The sequence below is a fragment of the Belliella pelovolcani genome (genome assembly GCF_900156785.1).
GTDB lineage: Bacteria > Bacteroidota > Bacteroidia > Cytophagales > Cyclobacteriaceae > Belliella > Belliella pelovolcani.
In genome coordinates, this window is the sequence record NZ_FTOP01000013.1 from 1 (window position 1) to 17,094 (window position 17,094).

Consider the following 17,094-nt stretch of genomic DNA (forward strand, 5'->3'; position numbering starts at 1 on the left):
AAGCTGAGAAAAACCCTGTTTTTGAACGAGGGTCAGCAAAAACTGGCAAAAATGTTCGATTTTTGATTTTGGGTGTCCCAGTGTCGAAGTCAGGAAAAAAAAGCCACCCTTCCAGATGGCCTTTTTTGTTTAATAATCAATGCATCAATTGATGTCTACCATTTCAATTTCCTTGAAGATATCGATTTTAGTATTTCTAGCCTTTTCTTCAAAAGCTTTCCAGTCATTATCGAAGAAGACTTTCCAAACTTCCAATGCTTCAGCAGCACTTTCTTTGGCTTGATCAAATAAGCGTTGCTCAGTAGGACCTGGAGCACCATAAGATGATGCTGCGTAGCTTCTAGGAGTACCTAACCTGCTCATGGTAGTTGGATACAAGTTTCTGACGATTCCTTGACCTTCTCTGCTTGGTCCATAAAATGCCTCTCTAGTCTTATCCAATTTCTTTCTGATATCTGCTACTTCCTTCATCAAGGCTTTTACTTCAGGACTATCTACATCTCTCGCATAAGCAGTCAGCTTGTCAAGTGTAGATCGAGCATCATCCAATTGTCTAGTGGCTTTACCTACTTCAGCACCAAGGGCTTCAGTTTGTTTGATAAAGGCTTCTCTAGCTTTCAAGTCAGCTAGATTAGCTTCGATTCTTGGGTCACCGTACACATTGATCATGGTTTCGGAAGTTTCTCCTCCATATGAGAATACAAGTTTGTAGGCTCCTGGGATAGCTGGTCCGCCTCCTGGTTCGAAGAATCCTCTTCCTCCTCCTCCAAATCTACCACCTCTGCCAAATGAACTTGCATCAACAGAAGATTTTCTATCCAAATTCCAGATCATTCTATTGACTCCTTGTTGAGGAACTGTTTTCAAAGTTCTGATTTGTTCTCCATCTGAATTGAAGATGGATACGGTAACGGTATCTTTTTTCTCTTTATCATCATTGATGATAAAGTGTAATCTTCCTCCAAAGACTCTGTTTTCTCCAGCATATTTGCCATCTGCTGGGAACCTTTCACCATGAGGCTGGTGAATTTCAGCTTGGAATGCATCAGAAGGTTGTACTGCTGTGATTTTTGCCGCTGGAGCTTTTCCTTGATTTTGAGCATAGACCCTCAATGGTCTGATATCATCCAATACATAAAGGGACCTACCAAATGTTCCAATCACCAAATCAGCTTCTCTCTCCTGTATCACCATGTCATAAGTAGAGTTGGCATTAGGATAGCCATGTCTCCACTGATTCCAAGTTTTGGCGTTGTCAAAAGATACATATAAGCCAAATTCAGTTCCAAGGAAAACCAAATTAGGTTCTACAGGATCTTGGATGATGGATAGGGCATAGCCCCAAACTTTGCTATCATCAGCTATTCTTTCGTAGCTATTGCCAAAATTTTTTGTTCTGTATGCATAGGCTGAGAAATTATTGTTTCTGTAGTTGTTTGCTACAATCCATGCTTCTCCTGCATCATATCTTGAGGCTTGAATCTGCGGAATCCAACTCGCTTTCGGTAAGCCAGTGAGTTTGGCAGCTGTATTAGTCCAAGTCTTTCCTCCATCTCTGGTTACTTGTACATTACCATCATCTGTCCCTACCCAGATTACATTTTTATCTACTGGGCTTGGAGCGATAGCGATGATAGTCGTATGATTTTCGGCACCAGTGATATCAAAGGTTAATCCACCAGTTTCCTGTTGTTTTTGTTTTTCAGGATCATCAGTCGTCAAGTCTGGTGAGATGATTTCCCATGTTTCTCCTCTGTCTGTGCTCTTATGAAGGAACTGGCTACCATAATAAATAGTACCAGCGTCATGTGGACACTGAGCAAGTGCAGCGTTCCAGTTGAACCTCAAGAATACATCTTTGTCAGGATGAGTGGGTCTGATGTTTCTTTTATGTCCTGTTTCCTTATCAAATCTAGTCACATTACCACCTTGAGACATAGAATAACCATATCTTGAATCCTCAGGATCCGAAGAAGCATCAAAGCCATCACCAAACTGCAATTCTTGCCAGTAAGTATTTCTGATACCATCTCTTCTCCACACATACGCAGGACCTACCCAGCTGCCATTGTCTTGAAGACCCCCGTAAATATTGTAAGGGATCTCGTTGTCTACATTGATATGATACCATTGTCCTACAGGGATGTTTTCTGCAAAGTACCAAGTCTTACCACCATCTCTTGTAATGTTCAAACCACCATCATTACCATCGATCATTAATCTAGGATCATTGGGATTGATATACCAAGCGTGATGATCAGGGTGAACACCTTCGTATTGCAACAACTGGGTGAATGATTTCCCTCCATCTTCACTCATGCCAACTCTCGAATAGAGTGTGTAGATGCGATCTGCGTTTTTAGGATCTGCATAGATTTCATAGTAATAGAAAGGTCTATCACCAATTTCACCTTTATCATTGACCAATCTAAATCTATTGCCTCCATCCTCGGATACATAAAGGCCATTTTTGGTAGACTCTACCAACGCATATACCTTTTGGCTATTTGACTTGGATATTGCAAGCCCCATTCTTCCATATGGGCCTTTCGGTAAGCCATTTTTCTCGTCTAACTTTTTCCAATTCTCCCCGCCGTCAATCGTTACAAATAATCCTGAAGAAGGACCACCTGAGTTGAAAAACCATGGATATCTTCTGTGTTCCCACATGTTGACAAACAGCTTATTTGGATTGTTGGGATCCATGATCATTTCACCAACACCAGTTTTGGTATCGATGTAGAGGATTTTTTTCCAGGTCTTTCCGCCATCAGTAGTTTTGTATACACCTCTATCTTCTTGTTCGCCCCATGGAGAACCGATTGCTCCTACAAAAATGGTGTTTGGATCATCTGGGTGGATGATGATTCTATGAATAGCTCTTGTTTTTTCCAAGCCCATCAATTCCCAAGTTTCACCAGCATCCAAGGATCTATAGATACCATAACCAAGGTTGAGTGAGTTTCTAGGATTCCCTTCGCCAGTCCCTACCCATACTATATTTGGGTTTTTTTGATAAACAGCGATGGCTCCGATAGAGTGGACTTTTTCTTCCTCAAATATCGGTTTCCAGGTAATACCTCCAGAGGTAGATTTCCACACGCCTCCAGATGCAGCTCCAGCATAGATGGTATTGGGATCATCGTCTATGGCAGCGATGGCAGTGATTCTACCACTCATGCCTGCAGGTCCTATACTTCTGGTTTTCATGGTCTTGAACAGATCCATGTCCACTTGCTGTGCCGTCACAAACTCCGGTAAGCTCAGTAAAATCAAAAGAGCTAGTCCCCAAAGCTTGAATTGATTAAGCATTCTTCTTTGTGTTTTCATTGGGTATCAATTTTTCAAAATATTTTCTTTCAATTAAGGTTATAAAAACCAATGATAATACTGAAATCTTGTGGAGGGAAATTAAGGTGGATGAAAGGTAGGTGGTCTTGTGAAATTGGATTTCTATTCAAAAACATTTGGATTTGACCCTTGTGAAACAATATATATCTGTAGCTTTCGGTAGTTGATCTTATGCTGTGTCTTTATTCATATTATTTGATCAATGGCTTGCAGTGGGCTCTTTTTTTGGGTTATTTTAGCAAAAAAACTCAGATAAATATGTTCAAAAGATTATGGTTTGCTGTGTGTGTTGCCTCCTTGATGGGCGTATCCACACTTACATTTGCACAAAAGGACCGATTTCAACAAAAGGTCAAATATGAAATGGATGTGGCCATGGATGTGGTGAAGAACCAATATACAGGTACGCAAAAACTCCATTATACCAACAATTCATCCGATACATTGACTAGAGCTTTCTATCATCTGTACTACAATGCTTTCCAGCCGAATAGCATGATGGATGTAAGGTCAAGAACTATCGCTGATCCAGATAGAAGGGTGAGAGATAGAATTCAAAATCTCAAACCAGAAGAGTATGGCATTTTAGAAGTCAAGAAATTGACCATGAATGGCAAACCAGTAAAATTTGAGCATGAAGAAACTATCCTGGAGGTAGATTTGGCTGAGCCTATTTTGCCAGGCCAAACTGTCATTTTCGATATGGAGTTTTTTGGACAAGTGCCACTTCAAGTAAGAAGAGCTGGAAGAGACAATGCAGAAGGAATCAGATACTCTATGTCACAGTGGTATCCTAAAATGGCCGCTTACGATGTGAGAGGATGGCATGCAAACCCTTACATTGGAAGAGAGTTTTATGGCAATTTTGGAGATTTTGATGTGAAAATCACTATTGACAAAGAATACCTACTTGGTGGAACTGGCTATTTACAAAATGCAAATGAAATAGGGAAGGGCTATGAAGACGCAGGCGTGAAAGTACCTACACCAAGAGGTAAGAATTTGACTTGGCACTTTACTGCGCCAAATGTCCACGACTTTATGTGGGCTGCTGATCCAAATTATACACATGACAAGGTGCAGATGGAGAATGGACCAATGGTTCATTTGCTTTATGTCAAGAATGAAAAAACAGAAGAGAATTGGGCGGCTTTGATGCAATACACCATAGATGCTATCAAATATTGTAGCGAAAACTTCGGGACTTACCCATACGAGCAATATTCTGTGATCCAAGGCGGTGATGGTGGAATGGAGTATCCCATGGCTACTTTGATTACGGGACATAGAAATCTAAAGAGCTTGGTGGGGGTTACCGTTCACGAGCTGATTCACAGTTGGTATTATGGGGTGTTAGGCTTCAATGAATCTTCTGAACCATGGTTAGATGAAGGATTTACTACTTGGGGTACTTCGGTGGTAATGGATGCGGTGTTTGAAAAGGATCCAAACTTTACTCACAATGGCAGCTACAGATCTTACTTCAGATTAGCAGAAGCTGGATATGAAGAGCCTTTGACAACTCATGGCGATCATTATAACTTGAATTCAGCTTATGGCCCTGGTACTTACAATAAAGGAGCTGTTTTTGTAGAACAGATGTCTTACGTAGTAGGAAGAGAAAACTTCAATAAGGCATTGTTGAGGCTATGGGATGATTGGAAGTTTAAGCATCCAAATGGGAACGATGTAATCCGTGTTTTTGAAAATGTCAGCGGATTAGAATTGGATTGGTATTATGATTATTTCATCGCTTCGACCAAGACCATCGATTATGGAATCAAGTCAGTTGAAGCTGCGGGGAATGATACCAAACTTACCTTGGAGAGAGTTGGTATGATGCCAATGCCAGTGGATGTGGTGGTAACTTATCAAGATGGTTCTCAGGAGATGATTTATTTACCATTGGTGATTCAAAGAGGCAGTAAGCCTGAAGAGGCTGGCATGCCTAAGCGAGTGAAGACGCAGAAATGGCCTTGGACCAATTATACTACTGAAGTGATGGTAGGCAGACCTATTGCTGATATCAAAAGCATAGAAATCGATCCTAGCCTAAGAATGGCTGATGTCAATAGAGAAAACAATAGGGTAGAAGTGTCTACTGAAATGCAGAAAAAGTAAGATGTGTTTTCGCATTTTTACCATAGTTTAATATGACCGCTTAAACAATCTCGTGCAGTAATTTGTCAACAGACGATGGTCTAAGATAGACTGCTGAGTATGTTTAAAAATTAGCGAAAACTAATTTATTGGAAAGCTTTTTAATAAAAATCAATGCAAAAAAGGTTCCCTGAGGTAATTCAGGGAACCTTTTTATGTATAACTTAAAAACATCCACGTAAGGACGGTTTTATTACTCAGGTAAAACTAACTTATATTTTATTGAATATCTTCCCAAGCCTGAAATTTCAAATTCATTTTCAAGCCAAGTATAAGAGGTTGAAGATCCTTCTCCACCTAATATAGTTTCAGTTTCTGTTTCCATAAACTTGAAAAACGGTCTTTCATGTTTATGATATCTCGCATCGCCTAGTGGAACATCAATTTCAATAGCCAAAGGAAGATCAACAAATTGAAAATCTTCAATAATCGGGCTTACCCAAAAGGCTTCTTCAAAAAGAAAATCAGAATTTGATAATCGAAGCTGGACATTACCAGATTCACCAGAATATCCTGCGGATACTTCATGTAATACAGCTTCATAACCATGATATTGACCCACTATAATTTCTTTGGAAATTACATTGCTTATTCCATCTAAATCTGTCAATGTTAGATTGACTTCATAAATTCCAGGTTCTAGATATTGAACTTGCCCAATTTCTGTTTTACTAGATTTACCATTTCCAAAATCCCACTGTACACTAGCTAGTGCACTAGATGATTCCAATCTAAGTTGCACAATATCGTTGATTACGTAATAAGGCTTATCTGACTCTATTACCCCTTCTGGTAAAAGAGTAGGTTCTTCTGTTTGGCAAGCATATAACAAAAGAATGACTGAGCATAATGCTAAAACTTTTTTTGTCATGTTAGTTAATTTTTTAAGAAATAAAATTTAAATCATTATGAATAAAATGATATTTTATAAAAAGTGCAAGATTTAACTACAGATTTTTTCTTAAGAGAATAGAAATTTTGATTATCTCATATTTTTATCTGTCTTCAGCAAGGTGTAGGATTGATATGTATGTTCAATACAAAAAAGTGAAAAGAAAGATCTCGAAGGTGAAATAGAAAAAATTCTAAATAAAAAAGGAGCCTTTATAGACTCCTTTTTAGCTCTTGAAATTATGGCCAATTAACCAGCATTTTTCATGTCTTGAACTTCCTTACGGATGTCCTGCGCCATATTCTTAAGATCTTGCATGCCTTTTCTTACTCTAGTACCAGCAGCTTGGTTGCCTTTGTCATAGAATTTTTCGAAGTCCGCTTCTAGACCCATTACAAGATCTCTAATTTCGCTAAATTTGCTCATAGTAAAAGTTAATTTTAAGGTTGATGATATGTTTAATTATTGGTTCAATATATGCAAAATGTTTATAAAACAACAACAGGAGGCACTTTTTTAGAGAAAATTTTTATTCTCCAAATGAAATAGCAAGCTCTGTAGTCTTATAATATCCGCTTGTAAGCTTTTCTTTTACCGCTTCAAAGGCAGCTATTGTCTCAGCCACATCTTCTAAAGTATGTACTGCTGTAGGAATTAACCTCAAGATAATCATGCCTTTAGGTACTACAGGGTAGATCACCACTGAGCAGAAGATGTTGTAATTCTCTCTCAAATCCTTGCTCATAGTTGCGGCTTCACCTACTGTACCATTCAAAACAACAGGCGTAACCGGAGAATTTGATTTTCCGATACTAAAGCCCTTTTCGATCAAGCCATTTTTCAGCGCATTGACGATTTTCCAAAGGTTATCCTTCAATTCAGGTTGTGTTCTCAGCATATCTAGCCTTTTTAATGCTCCCTCTACAAGCAGCATTGGTAAGGATTTAGCGAAGATTTGAGAACGCATGTTATATTTCAAATAGTGAATCACTTTTGCGTCACCAGCTATAAATGCTCCGATAGAGGCCATGGATTTTGCAAAAGTAGAGAAGTATAGGTCTACTTCCTCCTGTACACCTTGTTCTTCGGCTGTTCCAGCACCAGTCTTACCCATGGTTCCAAAGCCATGTGCATCATCTACCAAAAGTCTGAAATCAAATTTTTCTTTCAACTTGACGATTTCTGCCAACTTGCCTTGGTCACCAGTCATACCAAACACCCCTTCGGTAATCACGAGTATACCACCACCTTGTTCTTGAGCGAGTTTTGTAGCTCTTTCGAGTTGTTTCTCGCAGTTTTCGATGTCATTGTGTGGAAACACATATCGCTTACCAAGATGCATTCTCAAGGCATCAATGATACAGGCATGACACTCACTATCATATACGACTACATCTTTACGATCCAAAAGAGAATCGATCACGGACATGATTCCCTGATAGCCATAGTTCAGTAGATAAGCACTCTCTTTACCTACGAATTCTGCTAATTCTCTTTCTAGTTGCTCGTGAAGGTCTGTTTGTCCAGACATCATTCTTGCACCCATAGGGTATGCGGCTCCCCATTTTGCAGCGGCCTCAGTATCAGCCTTTCGGATGTCAGGATGGTTGGCCAGTCCCAGATAGTTATTCAAGCTCCAAGTCAAAACTTCCTTGCCTTTGAATTTCATCCTAGGGGCAATCTCACCCTCTAGTTTAGGGAATGTGAAGTATCCTTCTGATAGTTCAGAATGCTTGCCCAATGGGCCTAGGTTCGTATTTAATTTATCAAATAAATCCAATGCTTTCAAACGTTTGGTTTTACAATTTTTTCGGTCACGGTGCTTACCGCTAAACTCGCCAAAAGTAATACATTTTGCCCACCCCTGCAAAATTTGAAAGGTCAATTCAAATATTCTTTCCTATCCTCGTTTTATTTTATTTACTTCGTGGGTTAAGCTTTTTGACACTTAGAAAAAGACCCAAATATGAAAAAAATACAAAAGCTTCTAGTGGCTAATAGAGGGGAAATCAGTCTCCGTATCATGCGTACAGCTAAAGAGATGGGTATCAAAACGGTAGCTGTCTACAGCGAAGCTGATAGGGATGCTCCTCATGTCAAATACGCCGATGAAGCAGTTTGTCTTGGACCACCTCCATCCAATCAGTCTTATCTTTTGATGGATAAGATCATACAAGCTTGTAAAGAATTGAATGTGGATGCCATTCACCCTGGATATGGATTTTTATCAGAGAATGCCTCCTTTGCAAGGAAAGTTACCAATGCAGGGATTTTCTTCGTAGGACCTTCTCCTGAAGCCATCGAAGTTATGGGCTCCAAACTTGCAGCCAAGCATGCTGTTTCAAAATATGATATCCCAATGGTGCCAGGAACTGAAGATGCCATTTCAGATATCCCCGCCGCCAAAGTAAAAGCTCAAGAAATAGGTTATCCTATTTTGATCAAAGCGAGTGCTGGAGGAGGAGGAAAAGGCATGCGTGTAGTCGAAAATGAAGCTGAGTTTGAAGAGCAGATGCAACGTGCCATATCTGAGGCGCAGTCAGCCTTTGGAGATGGAGCTGTATTTATAGAGAAGTTTATCACTTCCCCAAGGCATATCGAGATCCAAATACTCGGTGATCAACACGGTAATGTGGTGCATTTGTTCGAAAGGGAATGTTCTGTACAGAGAAGGCACCAAAAGGTAGTAGAGGAAGCACCTTCAGCAGTAGTCTCTGATACTATGCGCCAAGCTATGGGGGAGGCTGCCATCAAGGTAGCCAAAGCTTGTGATTATTATGGAGCAGGTACTGTGGAGTTTATCGTGGACGAGAAGTTGAATTTCTACTTTTTAGAAATGAATACCCGGCTACAAGTAGAGCATCCTGTAACAGAAATGATTACTGGCAAGGACTTGGTCAAAGAGCAGATTTTGATCGCAGAAGGTCAGCCATTGGGTTTTACACAGGAAGATTTGAAAATTCATGGCCATGCAGTAGAGGTGAGGGTATATGCTGAAGATCCTAGAAATAACTTCTTGCCTGATATTGGTAATTTGCAGACATATATCAGGCCTCAAGGCTCTGGAATTAGGGTTGATGATGGATTTGAGCAAGGTATGGATATTCCTATTTATTATGATCCTATGATTGCGAAGTTGATCACACATGCTGATAATAGAGAAAAAGCAATGGATCGAATGATTCGTGCCATTGAAGAATACCAAATCACTGGGATAGAGACAACTTTAGGCTTTTGCAAATTCGTGATGGAGCACGAAGCATTTAGAAGTGGAGAATTTGATACCAAGTTTGTAGAGAAATACTTTACACCTGATAAGTTGGATATACAATGGACTGACTTAGAGCTTAAACTTCTAGGCGCTGCAGCTGTTGAACTCTTTGAAAAACAAAAAAATGACCTTCGCAAAGTGAAATCAATGCAAGATGGAACGATGCCAAGGACAAAATGGAAAAATAGATTGCTCTGATGGCAGAAATATTACCGATTAAAGCATGGCGTTACCATGAAAAATTCAGCCGTCAAATGGAAGATTTGACGGCTCCGCTTTTTGATGTAGTATCAGCTAGTCAAAGAGAAGCACTGTATGCCAACCCACTCAATAGTATTCACCTTTCCGTGCCATTGGGCGATGATCCTGCTGGTGCAGCAAAAATCACATTAGCCGATTGGAAAACTAAGAGCATTATCACCCAAGATCAGCTTCCAGGTATCTATGTTTATTACCAATATTTCAGACTCCCGGGAGAAGAAAAGGAGATATGCAGGAAGGGTTTTATAGCCCAAATCAAGGCTTATGATTGGGATGAAAATGTTGTCTTGAGACATGAAAATACCATAGCCAAGTCAGTGAATGATCGGGTAGCACTTTTAAAAGAGACTAGATTTCAGTCAAGTGCGACACACGGACTCTATGAGGATGAAAGTCATCTATTGGAGTCTTACATGGATAAGGCGATAGAAGATCCAATATATGACTTAGAGGATTATCAGGGCGTGAGAGAAGTTCTGGCAGTGATTCAAGATGCGGCTATTATCAAGAGATTTGTGAGACTTTTAAAAGAGAAGCAAATTATCCTTGCAGATGGACATCACCGCTACGAGGGGGCTATTGCGTACAGGAAGGATATGATGTCGCAAAGCGTTTCCTACAAAGGTGACGAGGCATACAATTTTCACATGATGTATTTCACCAATGCCCTTGATAGAAATCTTAGAATTCTTCCCACACATCGTTTATTGTTGAATTTTGATATCAAGGAATCAGATTTGTTAGAAAAGCTGGGTGCATATTTTACAATCAAGAAACTCAATGATGTAGAGGAGATTGAAGAATTGATCCTGCATAAGCAGTGGGCATTTGGGTTGATGATAGGAGATCAGGCCTATAAGATCAGATTGATTCCTGAGCTGATTGACATGATGCCAAAGGGGTTGCCAGAGGTAATCAGAGATTTGGACTTGATGGTATTGCATTATTTCCTGATTGATAAGGTATTAGGTATTCCACTTGAAGCGCAGCGATTTTCAGATCAGATTGAATATGAACGTAATCTCAGGAGGTGTTTGAATAAAGTTTCTGCGGGGAATGCCTCTTTTGCAGTGATTACCAGAGATATTGCCATGCAGCAGGTTTTGGAAGTATGCAAGTCAGGCTACACTATGCCTCAGAAATCAACCTATTTTTACCCTAAAACTTTGTCCGGTTTGCTATTTGCGTCAGTGGATGAGGAGGAGTTTAAGTTTCCCTACGAAATGTTTCAATGATGATTGATTTAAAAGAAAATAAACTGGTTTTAGCCTCCAAGTCTCCTCGGAGGAATGAGCTTTTAAGAGGCCTAGGGGTGGATTTTACAGTGAGGTCTAAGGATACTGATGAAAGTTTTCCTATGGATATGGATCCATTTGAAGTAGCCGGATATCTTTCCAAAAAGAAAGCAGATGCTTTTGTACCTGAGTTGGCTGATCAAGAAATCATCTTGACGGCTGATACCGTGGTGATCCTCGAAGGTCAAATCCTCAATAAACCTGCGGACGAGAAAGAAGCTTATGAAATGATTGCTGCTTTGTCAGGGAAAGCACATCATGTGGTGACAGGAATTACCATAGGAAAAAGCTCCCATTTAGTTACCAAACAGGATGTAGTCAAAGTACACTTTAAGGAGCTAAGTAAAGATGAAATAGTCTACTATATCAAAAACTTTCAGCCATTTGACAAAGCGGGAGCTTACGGGATTCAGGAGTGGATAGGCTTTATCGCAGTGGATAGGATAGAAGGCTCATTTTACACGGTGATGGGATTGCCAGTTCATTTGGTATATGAAGAGTTGAAGTGTATTTTATAACGTCGCATCAATTCCTATTTACTATCCCCAATATATTAAAAACTATAGGTACTATGATTTCCTTTTTTTTGATTTCCCCATTCAAAGTGTATGGTGTCCATTTATGAGGGTAATTTCTTATTAAATTAGTAGCCTCACTAGCCAAAGCAGGATGAATTTCTTCTGGGTTCAATACTTCTACATCTTCAATTTCTCCAGATTCATTTATAAAAAAAGACATATTTACCCTTGTTACTTTTTTCAAATAGCGGACTTCTTTTGGAACTCTAATGTTTTGAGAAATATAAGTGTTCCAACCTAATTGCCCCAGGTGAGGTTCGGGTAATTGTTCATTTAACTTTTCTATTTCATTCCCATTTTCATCAAAATATACTTCATCATGAATTAGGTTCCCAGTGAACACTTTTTGATAGATAGTTTTTCCCTCCGAATTTAATTCTTTAGATACAGTGAATCCAGTTTGTAAATTTCTAATGACTTCAAAAGAGATATCACCACCTGAGTTAAACTTGAAAATTGATTCACTAATAATGTTTCCATCCTTTCCTTTTTCAAATACTCTTTTCCTGATTAGTGTAGTATCTGTTAATGTGTAAAAACATTCCTCAATTTTTGTTTCGGATTCTTTAGATTCCGAAAAATAAAAAGGATTTAATTTTCTTTTATACTCAACAGGAAAGAAGGAATCATTGTAAAATTTCAGATCTTGACCGAAGGTTAATAGATGACTAAATAGCAAAACTGTAATAAAAAATATTCTCTTCATAATTTATTGTTTAGGTTGTAAACTTATAAATCTCGCACATAAAAACAAATAAAATGGGAGTATCAATTGTCTTGACACTCCCATTTTTTATAATATTAATAGGTTTACTAACTACTCGGTCTTCTTCGTTATTTTGAGCAAATCATCATTCTTGAGTTGCTTACTGACTGTGAAATATGGTCCTGAAATCACTTGCTCTCCTTCAGCAATACCTTCTAGTACCTCGATATTGTCAAAGTCAGATATACCAGTTTTGATCTCCTTTTGTACGGCCCTGCCATTTTCTACTACAAAAATCAACTCTTTTGGTTTTTTGCTTCCGTCAGCTGTAGTTGTCATTTGATCTTCTCTAGTGGTGACAGCAGCTAATGGTACTGAGAGGATATTTTCTTTTTTCTGAGTGATGATGTCTACACTAGCTGTCATCCCAGGTCTAAAAGGAAACCTATTTTTCTCAGTTACCAATTCAGCGTAAGATTCGTTGATGATTCTGATTTTTACTTCAAATTCAGTCACCGCATCCATACTAGCTTTGGTATTGGCTGAGTTGGCTATTGAAGTGACTACTCCTTTGAATCTTTTAGCAACTGAAGCATATGAATCTACATCGATCAAAGTCGTATCACCCAGACTGATTCGGATGATGTCATTTTCATTGACATTCACACGAACTTCCATTCTGCTAAGGTCAGCGATACGGAGCATCTCGGTACCTGCCATTTGTTGGGTACCTACCACTCTTTCTCCTTTTTCGACAAGAAGTTTGGATACGGTTCCGTTTACCGGTGCATAGACATTCGTCAATCGCAAGTTTTCAGCTGCTTCATTGACCGTTGCTTGAGAGCTTTTGATGATGTATTCTGCTCCTGACACGGACTGCTTAGCAGACTCCAAGTCATTTTTGGCAGTTAGAAAGTTAGCCTGAGCCAATTCCCAATCAGAATCAGAAATCACTTTGTCTTTATAGAGCTTCTCGTTTCTTTTATAATCTAGCTCAGCTCTTGTAAATTGAGCTTCTGCTCTTTTTAGATTTGCTTGGGATTGTGCCAGGTTGGCCATTTGTTGATTTAAATTTGCTTTGGCTCTATCCAAGGCTGAGATGAAGTTGTCAGGTCTGATTTTGACCAAAAGATCTCCCAACTTCACAGAATCACCTTCCATGACATTGAGTTCGATGATCTCTCCAGCTACATCAGGACTAAGCTTGACTTCGATTTCAGGCTCAATCACACCGGAGGCAGACACCTTTTCGATGATTGTATTTTTTTTAGCTAAAGTGGTTTCTACCTCTATTTCTTTTTCTCCACCTATCCAGCCAGCTGATCTGCCGATGATAGCGAAAATGATCAATGCACCTACTATTCCTAATAGGATAAATAATACCTTGTTTGATTGTTTTTTTGCCATGATTTTGATTATAAACTAAGTGGATTTCCTAGATAAAAATCCAAGACCTTAACTCTGAAAATGTAATTGTATTTGGAATTGATTAAATCAGCTTGCGCATTGAAGAGGTTATTCTGTGCTACTTGATAGTCCACTGAGTTGATCGCACCAGCATCAAACCTTTGCTGCGCAATTCTGAATGCTTCCTCTAAGGATGCGACTCTAGTCAAAGATGCTCTGTATGAAAGTCTTGCAGCATTGGCTGTGGTGTATGCAGATTCAATGTCTTGTCTCAATTGGTTGCGCGTTTCAAACTCATTGATCTCGCTCAGCCTCATTTGTAACTTGGCTCTTTGTAATCCTGATTTATTTCTGAAATTAGAAAAGATAGGGATGCTTAATTGTAAGTTAGCGGCCTGAGATAAGTTATTTTCTATCTGAGTGATAAATGTAGGTCTATCTACTCCAGGCAGTGTTCTGTCGATATAGTTTGAAAATAAGTTAGCACTAGCACCTAAAGTGGGAAGAAATGCCCCTTTTGCGGCCCTTACTCCATATTCTGCGCTGATAACAGAAAGTTCAGCAGCTTTGATTTGAGGAAGTATTTCTGCGGAGATTTGGAAAATTTCATCTACATTTTCATTGGTCATAGCGATCTGATTGGGATCTAAATCTGGAGCAATCACATCCATTTCATCTACAAAAGGAAGTTGCATCGCCTGCAATAGATTGAGCTTTGCAATTCTTAGGTTATTTTCTGCATTGATGACTTCCAGTTCATTGGTAGCATTCTGCGCTTCCAAATCCAATTTACTAGCATATGGTAATGCACCTGCTTCCACTCTCTTACTCGTCACTTCCAATTGCTCCTTAGTCGTTCTAAGCTGTGTTTTCGCAATGTTCAACTGCTCTTTTGAGAAAATCACATTGATAAAAAGATTGATCACGTTCAAACTGATATTGTTCTCAGTGGCTTTGACATTGAGCTGATTGACTTGAATATCAGTTTTGGCTTGATTGATAGAATTGGTAATCTGTCTCCCTGCAAATAGGGTTACATTAGAGTTAGCAGATACGTTGATATTTCCAATTCTATTGGTTTCAAAGAGGTTGGTCACAGGGTTGATAGAACGACCCCATCTATAGCCGGTGCTACCCCCAGCTGAAATAGAAGGAATTCGTTGGCCTTGACTTTGCAAGAGCGCTGCTTCACTCAAAGCTAGGTTAGTTTCACTTCTTTTGAGCGTTAGGTTATTTTCTAATGCGACTTCTATACAAGTGGCTAAATCCAGTCTGGTGATATCTGCATTTTGTGCGAATGCAGTCTCAGATAAAAGAAATACTCCTACTAGGAAGCTTAAAATTTTGTAATAGTTTATCATTTTTTAAAGGTCAATATCTGGTATGTAAATAATTTGTTTGATCCATGGAATGCTTCGGAGGTACTCGATGGTGATGGCTTGAATGCCAGAATCCATTTCGATCACGTGACATGCTTCATCGTTTTTGCCCTTTCTAGATACTGACATGGTGGCGATATTGGCTTTTTCTTGAGCGATAACACTTGAAATAAAGGCAATAGCACCAGAAATATCCTGAGCTTTGATGATCAGTGTATGGGATTGAGCAGTGAAATCTGCATTGAAACCATCTACAAAGGCGATATTAATTAATCCACCACCGAGACTTTCTCCTATGACTTCTACTTTTTGCTCCCCCTTGCTAATGTTCAGCTTGATGGTGTTTGGATGATAGACTGAAGCATTGCCAACTGACTTGAACTTATATTCTAAGCCCTGTTCTTTGGCTATTTCGAAGGCTTGCTTGATCTTTGGATCATCCGTTTTGAAGTCCATTAACCCTCCAATAATCGCCTTATCACTTCCATGTCCTTCATAAGTTCTTGCAAAGGAATTGTAAAAGGTGAGTTCGGCCTTGTCTGGTTTAGCCCCAAGAACTCTTATCGCTGCCCTAGCGATCCTCACTACCCCCGCTGTATGGGAAGAGGAAGGCCCGATCATCACTGGCCCGATCATGTCAAATACACTGCTTTTGCCACTCATGTTTCCTTAGTTTTTCAATTTTTGTGCTAAAATAAGACTATTATTTATGGCATTTGTGAAATTGTCCTTTATTCCTGATAGATGGCATTAATTTTTGATTATTTAATTAATTTTAACGGATAGAGAAGAAAACATTATTTGAATTTGTACGATAACGAACAAAAAGATGATCGCTGATGAGACAGTTTTTCGGAAGAAAATCAATTTTTCTAATTGGGTAGCGGCTGAACCGGAATCCTTCAATAGAGGGCTTCTTTTTGGAGATGGCTTATTTGAAACCATGATCTTTGATCAAGGTAAAATAAGATTTTCAGAATTTCACAAAGCAAGATTACTAGATGGCTGTAAGATACTAGGTTTGGAGGTCACAGGCTTGAGTACCATAGAAGAACTTGAGAGGTTGCTCAGATTGAATTTTGGAGATGAAAATCCTAAACGGATAAGGTTGACAATCTTTAGAAAAGGGGAAGGGAAGTATACGCCTTTGACAGATGAAATTCATGAAGTCTTGCAAATACAGCCATTTACCCCAGCACCCTCGTTCAAAAATTCAGCCTTCGTTCATCCAGAAATATACCTTCCCCACAGCCCTTGGAGCCATTGTAAAACGATCAATGCACTTCCATACGTACTAGCCAATAGAGACCGTGCTCAATTGGGAATGGATGAAGTGCTGCTGTTGAGCCAAGGAAGTTATTTGTCAGAAGGAGGATCATCCAACCTTTTTTGGGTCAAAGCAGGAGAGTTTTTCACCCCCTCACTTGCCACAGGATGTATTGCTGGAGTGGGAAGAAGTGTGATCAAAGCATACCTATTGAAACAGGGTATAACCCTACATGAAGGTTTTTACAGACTAGAGGATTTGTATCAAGCCAATACAGTTTTTACCAGCAATGTCACAGGAGTTAGCTATTTGCGCATGATAGAAGGAAAAAAGCTAGGTCAGGAGCGATTGAGAATGATAGAGCAACTGTTTGAATTGAAGGGTTGTTGATCCTTACCTAGTAAAATATGTAAATAGGAACTTTGAAACTGACTTTTTAAATAGACGATATAACCTAATTCGATATTGATTGATACTAGATATTAATAGATATTAGCATAAGCAGAACTAATTTCTAATGATAAACC

The 17,094-nt window shown here is 39.2% G+C and carries 13 protein-coding genes; 5 read left to right on the forward strand and 8 right to left on the reverse strand.

Features of this window, described 5'->3' with window-relative positions:
- Positions 1–144 precede the first annotated feature (144 nt).
- A complete protein-coding gene (locus BW935_RS13530; RefSeq protein WP_076502317.1) occupies positions 145–3,330 on the reverse strand; it encodes a VPS10 domain-containing protein in 3,186 nt (1,061 codons plus the stop codon).
- Between the two features lie 279 nt (positions 3,331–3,609).
- Here BW935_RS13530 and BW935_RS13535 point away from each other — a divergent pair, with 279 nt between their 5' ends.
- Positions 3,610–5,472, forward strand: coding sequence for a M1 family metallopeptidase (locus BW935_RS13535; RefSeq protein WP_084565958.1), 1,863 nt, complete (start codon positions 3,610–3,612; stop codon positions 5,470–5,472).
- Between the two features lie 232 nt (positions 5,473–5,704).
- Here BW935_RS13535 and BW935_RS13540 read toward each other — a convergent pair whose 3' ends face one another.
- From BW935_RS13540 to BW935_RS13550, 3 genes are all read right to left on the reverse strand, one after another.
- Positions 5,705–6,382: a PKD domain-containing protein gene (locus BW935_RS13540; RefSeq protein ID WP_076502318.1), complete on the reverse strand. Its 678-nt coding sequence runs from the start codon at positions 6,380–6,382 to the stop codon at positions 5,705–5,707.
- 270 nt (positions 6,383–6,652) lie between these two features.
- Positions 6,653–6,829: a histone H1 gene (locus tag BW935_RS13545; RefSeq protein ID WP_076502325.1), complete on the reverse strand. Its 177-nt coding sequence runs from the start codon at positions 6,827–6,829 to the stop codon at positions 6,653–6,655.
- 103 nt (positions 6,830–6,932) lie between these two features.
- The gene (locus tag BW935_RS13550; RefSeq protein ID WP_076502402.1) at positions 6,933–8,183 is read right to left on the reverse strand and encodes an aminotransferase class I/II-fold pyridoxal phosphate-dependent enzyme; all 1,251 of its coding nucleotides are present in this window, start codon (positions 8,181–8,183) and stop codon (positions 6,933–6,935) included.
- Positions 8,184–8,369: 186 nt separating this feature from the next.
- Here BW935_RS13550 and accC point away from each other — a divergent pair, with 186 nt between their 5' ends.
- The 3 genes from accC to BW935_RS13565 are packed head-to-tail and all read left to right on the forward strand — an operon-like array spanning position 8,370 to position 11,748.
- Positions 8,370–9,872 carry an acetyl-CoA carboxylase biotin carboxylase subunit gene (gene accC, locus BW935_RS13555; RefSeq protein ID WP_076502326.1) on the forward strand — a complete coding sequence of 501 codons (1,503 nt, stop codon included), beginning with the start codon at positions 8,370–8,372 and terminating at the stop codon, positions 9,870–9,872.
- Positions 9,872–11,170 carry a DUF1015 domain-containing protein gene (locus BW935_RS13560; protein ID WP_076502327.1) on the forward strand — a complete coding sequence of 433 codons (1,299 nt, stop codon included), beginning with the start codon at positions 9,872–9,874 and terminating at the stop codon, positions 11,168–11,170. The genes accC and BW935_RS13560 overlap by 1 nt, the downstream gene beginning before the upstream one ends.
- Positions 11,167–11,748: a Maf family nucleotide pyrophosphatase gene (locus tag BW935_RS13565; RefSeq protein ID WP_317044806.1), complete on the forward strand. Its 582-nt coding sequence runs from the start codon at positions 11,167–11,169 to the stop codon at positions 11,746–11,748. The genes BW935_RS13560 and BW935_RS13565 overlap by 4 nt, the downstream gene beginning before the upstream one ends.
- Before the next feature lie 7 nt (positions 11,749–11,755).
- Here BW935_RS13565 and BW935_RS13570 read toward each other — a convergent pair whose 3' ends face one another.
- The 4 genes from BW935_RS13570 to sdaAB all read right to left on the reverse strand — a co-directional run bounded on the left by BW935_RS13570 (position 11,756) and on the right by sdaAB (position 15,963).
- Entirely contained in the window at positions 11,756–12,514 is a 759-nt protein-coding gene (locus tag BW935_RS13570; protein WP_076502329.1) for an energy transducer TonB, read from the reverse strand.
- A gap of 111 nt (positions 12,515–12,625) precedes the next feature.
- A complete protein-coding gene (locus BW935_RS13575; protein ID WP_076502330.1) occupies positions 12,626–13,921 on the reverse strand; it encodes an efflux RND transporter periplasmic adaptor subunit in 1,296 nt (431 codons plus the stop codon).
- Positions 13,922–13,929: 8 nt separating this feature from the next.
- Positions 13,930–15,282, reverse strand: coding sequence for a TolC family protein (locus tag BW935_RS13580; protein WP_175606672.1), 1,353 nt, complete (start codon positions 15,280–15,282; stop codon positions 13,930–13,932).
- Between the two features lie 3 nt (positions 15,283–15,285).
- Complete coding sequence (gene sdaAB / locus BW935_RS13585; RefSeq protein ID WP_076502331.1) at positions 15,286–15,963, reverse strand: L-serine ammonia-lyase, iron-sulfur-dependent subunit beta; 678 nt, start codon at positions 15,961–15,963, stop codon at positions 15,286–15,288.
- 166 nt (positions 15,964–16,129) lie between these two features.
- On the opposite strand from sdaAB, the gene BW935_RS13590 reads away from it, so the two are divergent.
- On the forward strand, positions 16,130–16,957 hold the full coding sequence (locus tag BW935_RS13590) for an aminotransferase class IV (RefSeq protein ID WP_076502332.1): 828 nt from the start codon (positions 16,130–16,132) through the stop codon (positions 16,955–16,957).
- Positions 16,958–17,094: the final 137 nt, after the last annotated feature.

Coding starts and splice junctions, on each gene's coding strand:
- BW935_RS13540 (WP_076502318.1), bottom strand. CDS start 6,382: ATGACAAAAAAAGTTTTAGCATTATGCTCAGTCATTCTTTTGTTATAT.
- BW935_RS13535 (WP_084565958.1), top strand. CDS start 3,610: ATGTTCAAAAGATTATGGTTTGCTGTGTGTGTTGCCTCCTTGATGGGC.
- BW935_RS13570 (WP_076502329.1), bottom strand. CDS start 12,514: ATGAAGAGAATATTTTTTATTACAGTTTTGCTATTTAGTCATCTATTA.
- BW935_RS13560 (WP_076502327.1), top strand. CDS start 9,872: ATGGCAGAAATATTACCGATTAAAGCATGGCGTTACCATGAAAAATTC.
- sdaAB (WP_076502331.1), bottom strand. CDS start 15,963: ATGAGTGGCAAAAGCAGTGTATTTGACATGATCGGGCCAGTGATGATC.
- BW935_RS13575 (WP_076502330.1), bottom strand. CDS start 13,921: ATGGCAAAAAAACAATCAAACAAGGTATTATTTATCCTATTAGGAATA.
- accC (WP_076502326.1), top strand. CDS start 8,370: ATGAAAAAAATACAAAAGCTTCTAGTGGCTAATAGAGGGGAAATCAGT.
- BW935_RS13565 (WP_317044806.1), top strand. CDS start 11,167: ATGATGATTGATTTAAAAGAAAATAAACTGGTTTTAGCCTCCAAGTCT.
- BW935_RS13580 (WP_175606672.1), bottom strand. CDS start 15,282: ATGATAAACTATTACAAAATTTTAAGCTTCCTAGTAGGAGTATTTCTT.
- BW935_RS13530 (WP_076502317.1), bottom strand. CDS start 3,330: ATGAAAACACAAAGAAGAATGCTTAATCAATTCAAGCTTTGGGGACTA.
- BW935_RS13545 (WP_076502325.1), bottom strand. CDS start 6,829: ATGAGCAAATTTAGCGAAATTAGAGATCTTGTAATGGGTCTAGAAGCG.
- BW935_RS13590 (WP_076502332.1), top strand. CDS start 16,130: ATGATCGCTGATGAGACAGTTTTTCGGAAGAAAATCAATTTTTCTAAT.